The following is a 5,369-nucleotide window of genomic DNA, read 5'->3' on the forward strand; positions in this document are numbered from 1 at the left end:
TTCAATTATTAAAAGAAAAAAATATAAAAGTTTTAGTTTCTACCGGCCGGTCCTTTAATCAATTAGGACATATCCGTTACCTTGACTTCGACGGTTTTATCACGTTCAATGGCGGATACTGCGTCACCAAAGATGAACAGGTTATTTATAAAAATAGTATTATTCAAGAAGACATCCGTTCATTACTTGATTACGCAAAGTATCATCCCGAACTCACGTTTTCATTTATGTCAGACAAAGAGATCTCCTTAAATCAGGTTACGCCCGAAGTACTCAGGATGTATCAGCAAGTTAACGTAAAAACCCCGCCGATACGCAACTATGAAGACAACTTTGATCTGGGATCCGTCATGCAGGTCAATGTATTTATCAACCCGGAACAAGAAGCTGAGTTTATGGAAAATGTTATGCCCAACTCTGTTGCTTCCCGTTGGACGCCCATTTTTGCCGATGTTAACCCGATGGGACAAAGTAAAAAAGTAGGTATAGATGTTTTTCTAAAACATTTCGGTATTGAGCTTTCCGAAACCATGTCTTTTGGTGATGGAGGAAATGACATTACCATGCTTGCCCACACACAGATTGGTATAGCTATGGGAAATGCGAATCCCGAAGTAAAGGAAATCGCGGACTATATTACCGACGATGTAGACAGCAACGGCATCTGGAATGCCTTAAAGCATTTTGGGGTTATCTAGAAATGAATTGTGAGTGCAGCGCGGCAGGTATTGCTATTGCTATTCAAGAGCAAACTATGTCGTTCTGGAAAAAGAAACTCGAGTCTATTCTGAAAATCTTCAATCAAGGTATGCTTAAATTGGCCCTCCAGATAATGGTTTGCACGATGGCTGACCTCAAACAGTAGCACTTTCGAAGATCCTGAGAGACGAACCCGGATGGGATGGGAAGACATACCATTATATCCGTTTGTTACGGCATGTTGCACCATGGGAAATAAGATCAGCGGGGGCAGCAGCAGCTCTTTTTCCGGCTGAAAACGATTTTCCCATTTGAGTAAAAAACCAGCAGGCATCAACATCTTGACCATTGCGATATATTGCGACAGCAAGTCCAGCTCAGCTTCGATAGCCTGCTGTTTATCCAATTCCAAAAGCAATAGCTTTTTTTGAAACAGCATATATTCCGTTTCCGATGCCGCATCCTCCGTCAGGGCCTTCGTCAGCAGAAAACGGTCGCATTGACTGTTCTCAAATGACAATCTATTGGATAGCGCCATTGCCACCTCATTTCTTACAGACTTTTTACCTAGAATACGATCAATTATACCTGACATTTCTTAAATTGCTTTAGAATAAACACACAAAAATAAGGAAACATTANNTTATGTCAAATATTGCAATAGTGATTGAAGAAAGAGCCGCAGATATAGGCAATTTCTTGGTAGGGAGACTACTTCCTTTCAGACAAAAACGTATGGTCGGTCCGTTTATATTTATTGACCATATGGGGCCTGACACCATCTCCGAGCCTCACTTCATGGATATTGCTCCACACCCTCATATCGGATTATCTACGTTAACTTATCTCTTTGAGGGAAGTATCATGCACCGCGATAGTTTAGGCAATGCCGTTGAAATAAAACCCGGAGCGGTAAACTGGATGACAGCCGGAAAAGGAGTAACCCATTCCGAGCGCACGCCGGATTACCTACGGTCTACGCAACATGACCTCCATGGTTTACAGATCTGGGTCGCTTTGCCTAAGGATCTGGAACAGATGGAGCCCAACTTCGTTCATATCGAAGAACCACAGCTTCCGCATTGGACCGAAGACGGTGTAAGTTATCGTCTGATTGCTGGCGAAATCAACAGCCATCGTTCGGAAGTACCGGTTTACAGCCCTTTATATCTTATTGAAATTAAAGCGGAAAAGGATTCCCGCATTAAACTAGGCGAACATCTCTATGGCGAAAGCGGTTTGTATATTCTTCATGGCTCAGTACAGGCTGAAGGCCAGGAGTTTGGTCCAAAGCAAATTTTGGTTGCAAAGGATGCCAAGTTATGTGAGTTCGAAATGAAAGCAGGCACCTCCGTATATATCTTTGGCGGTGAACCCTTTCCTGAACAACGCTACATCGACTGGAATTTTGTCGCTTCTGACATCGAAACCTTAAAAATCGCCAGGAATAAATGGGAACAACACGAATTTCCAAAAGTTCCGGGGGATGATGGCTACATTCCCATTCCACCTGTGAATCCAACTTTAGGCCAAAGGAAGTCCTAATATAAATCAATGCAACAGTTTTACAACCAATAAGAAAGGGCTGGAAATTTAAAATTCCAGCCCTTTCTTATTGCTAGCATTAGCCTACGAATGCTCAATACCACTGACACCCCCGGAGACAACAAGTTTCATTGCATCGGTGGGCGACATATCTAATTTTTTGACCTTATCCGCACTAATAATAACAACCTGACCGGCAAAAGAGTAAGAATATGGGAAATAAACCATAACCTCATCTTCAAGACCTAAACTTTTTAAATCATGCTGTGTCAGAAAACCGATCTTCTTGAGCCCGAACTCATTAACGGTGACCAGCACAGGCTCATTGAATTTCTTAGCATCCCCAACAAAGGCTTCCGTAAAATCCTTTATTGACGTGTACAGGGTATTTAAGAGCGGTATTCTCTTGATCTGATGGTTGATCCATACTTTGATCGGGTCGGTCACAAAATTCGTAAATATCACGCCAGCCAGAACAAGGATAAGGATCACAGTTAAGATTCCGATTCCGGGAATATATAAAGGATGTCCCTTTTCGTCCTGTAGAAAATGTTCTGTCAGGTTCAGCGCTGAGTCAATCGATGCAAAAATCCATACGATCAGAAAAACAGCACCCGCCAATGGCACAACAACGAGAATACCTCGAATTAAATAATTAATAAATCCCCTGAATAATTTACCGAGCATGAGTTAGAAAATCAAATATATTTATACAAAAATGCAGAATATCCTTTANNCATAAAAATATACTCTTTTTACCCGCTGCGAAATACTCGTCAGGAGTTCGTAAGGGATAGTACCGATAGCTTTTGCCGCGAGCTTAATATCTGGATAAACAATCACTTCATCTTCTTCTGCCACTTCGATATCCGTCACGTCAAGCATACACATATCCATGCAGATATCTCCTATTGTTGGTACGAGCTGGCCATTAACCATCATCTTGCCTACACCATTCCCAAAACGCCTGTCATATCCATCCGCATAACCAATTTTTATCGTTGCCGTTTTGCTATCCCGATGCAATACCCCATGCCGATTATAACCAACGGTCTCTCCCGCAGCCAAGTGCTTTATTTGAGTTACATTGGTCTTCAGACTACTGACCTCCCGAAGTGGAAGATCATGCCGTTCGACGTCAATCCCATACAGTCCAATCCCGAGCCGAACCATATCAAAATAGGCCTGCGGCCATAGTTCGATACCCGAAGTTGCAGCAATATGACGTAAAAAAGAATAGCCCAGCCCTTCTTCAAGGCGTCTTGTAAATTGATCGAGAAGATCGATCTGTTGTTGAGTAAAAGTATTGTCTTCTTTATTGCCGGCAGAAGCCAAATGGGAAAATGCCGACTTTACTTGTAATATAGCACTAGAGTTTAATTCAGTAATCAGTTTATCCACTTCATCCGGCATAAAACCAAGACGATGCATGCCCGTATCCACTTTGATATGTATCGGAAAGGACGAAATCCCCCTTCCCTTCAGGTAATTCAAAAAAGAAGAAAGCACTCTAAAACTGTAAATTTCAGGTTCAAGATTATACTGAACGATAGATTCAAAGGTATTTTCATCAGGGCTCATCACAACAATAGGCAATGTGATTCCAGCCCCCCTTAGATCGACACCTTCATCTGCAAATGCCACAGTAAGGTAATCCACCCTATTGAACTGTAACAGGTTTGCAATCTCAAAACTTCCGCTCCCATAGGAAAAAGCTTTGACCATAGACATCAATTTCACATGTTTTGGCAACAGTTGACGATAGACATTCAGATTATTTTCCATTGCATTGAGGTTGATCTCAAGCACCGTATCGTGGGATTTTGCCACCAATAGGCGGCTGATCCGTTCAAAATGAAATTCCCGTCCCCCCTTTAATAAAACAGTAGAATCTTCAAATTGAAGTGACCTGATATCATCCAAAAATGCTGTGGTACTGGCATACGAAACCGATGGAACAGCAAATTGATCAGCAACTTGTGTCAAGATCTCCCCGATTAAGATCAACCGATCCAAGCGGTACTCCGAAAGTAGCCGTTTCAGTTTTGACAAGCTTTTCTCATCCGCCAAACTAACCCCGGGTAAATCCGAAAGAATCAGGATTTTTCGGGGATGCTGTCCCTGTTGATTTAAAAATTCAAGCGCAATTTGGAGGGCATCCAAATCGTTACTATAGGAATCATCAATAATAGAGCTGTTTTTCTTACCTTTCTTCAGTTCAAGCCGCATGGCAACAGGCTGCAGCTCTTTAATTCTTGATGCGATCACCTCTCTTTCGTAACCAAAACGCAACATTACCGCAACACAGTTGATGGCATTTTCAATATTTCCTTTGTCAACAAAAGGTACCTCAACAGCAAATGTCCGCCCGCCATAGAAAAGTGTGGCTACCGTAAATTTATCGTCCACCTGTTTGAGCGAATAAACCTCCAATGAAAGCCCCTCATCGTATCCCCACGAAAATTTTCGAGGGCGATAAGGCAATTGAATATCCTCTACATAACGGTTGGGGAAGATCATTGTCTCAACGTCCTTGAACAGATTTATCTTTTCGTAGATCTTTTCCGCCTTTGATTCAAAACCAACTTTATGAGCCACGCCCACATTTGTCAGCAGACCAATCGTTGGTTTTATCATATTTTCGAGCTTAACCATTTCGCCTTTTTCCGAAATGCCCGCTTCGATAATCGCCAGATTATACTGATCGGATAAGCCCCATAAAGAAAGTGCTACCCCCAATTGAGAGTTATAGCTTTTGGGACTTCGGTAGATCTTATATTCCGGGGACATCAGTTGGTATAACCATTCCTTGACTATTGTCTTACCATTGCTCCCGGTGATCCCAATAACAGGAAAGCTAAACTTCTGCCGATGATAAGCCGCCAATACCTGCATGGATTCGAGGCTGTCGGTGACCCATATCAGATTTGCATCCGGAAATAACTGTTCCTGTTCTTCGTCAAGTTGTAGAACAAAGTTTCTTACCCCCTTATCATAGGCCTCTTTGATATAATGATGACCATCCCTACTCTTCTGCAGCGCGAAAAACACACCGTTATCTGCCTGAACAATCTTTCGGCTATCATAAAATAAATGTTGAACTAAAGAATTGGGATCCGTGATAA

The 5,369-nt window shown here is 42.1% G+C and carries 5 protein-coding genes; 2 read left to right on the forward strand and 3 right to left on the reverse strand.

Annotated features, from left to right (window positions below):
- Nucleotides 1-698: Cof-type HAD-IIB family hydrolase (locus tag B4G94_RS19590; protein ID WP_286861241.1), on the forward strand; the 698-nt coding region annotated here is incomplete at its 5' end.
- On the opposite strand, the gene B4G94_RS19595 is transcribed toward B4G94_RS19590, so the two are convergent.
- Entirely contained in the window at nucleotides 695-1,294 is a 600-nt protein-coding gene (locus B4G94_RS19595; protein WP_286861244.1) for a hypothetical protein, read from the reverse strand. The two genes, B4G94_RS19590 and B4G94_RS19595, sit on opposite strands and share 4 nt — an antisense overlap.
- Before the next feature lie 50 nt (nucleotides 1,295-1,344).
- On the opposite strand from B4G94_RS19595, the gene B4G94_RS19600 reads away from it, so the two are divergent.
- Nucleotides 1,345-2,244 carry a pirin family protein gene (locus tag B4G94_RS19600; RefSeq protein WP_108636965.1) on the forward strand — a complete coding sequence of 300 codons (900 nt, stop codon included), beginning with the start codon at nucleotides 1,345-1,347 and terminating at the stop codon, nucleotides 2,242-2,244.
- 84 nt (nucleotides 2,245-2,328) lie between these two features.
- Here the strand turns inward: B4G94_RS19600 and B4G94_RS19605 are convergent, their stop codons facing one another.
- Together B4G94_RS19605 and B4G94_RS19610 are read right to left on the reverse strand one after the other, a co-directional pair.
- Complete coding sequence (locus B4G94_RS19605) at nucleotides 2,329-2,931, reverse strand: DUF502 domain-containing protein (RefSeq protein ID WP_286861246.1); 603 nt, start codon at nucleotides 2,929-2,931, stop codon at nucleotides 2,329-2,331.
- A 45-nt stretch (nucleotides 2,932-2,976) separates the two neighbouring features.
- Nucleotides 2,977-5,367: a bifunctional UDP-N-acetylmuramoyl-tripeptide:D-alanyl-D-alanine ligase/alanine racemase gene (locus tag B4G94_RS19610; protein WP_286861249.1), complete on the reverse strand. Its 2,391-nt coding sequence runs from the start codon at nucleotides 5,365-5,367 to the stop codon at nucleotides 2,977-2,979.
- Nucleotides 5,368-5,369: the final 2 nt, after the last annotated feature.

It is taken from the genome of Sphingobacterium sp. UBA7625 (genome assembly GCF_002484085.1).
In the GTDB taxonomy this organism is placed as follows: Bacteria; Bacteroidota; Bacteroidia; order Sphingobacteriales; family Sphingobacteriaceae; genus Sphingobacterium; species Sphingobacterium athyrii.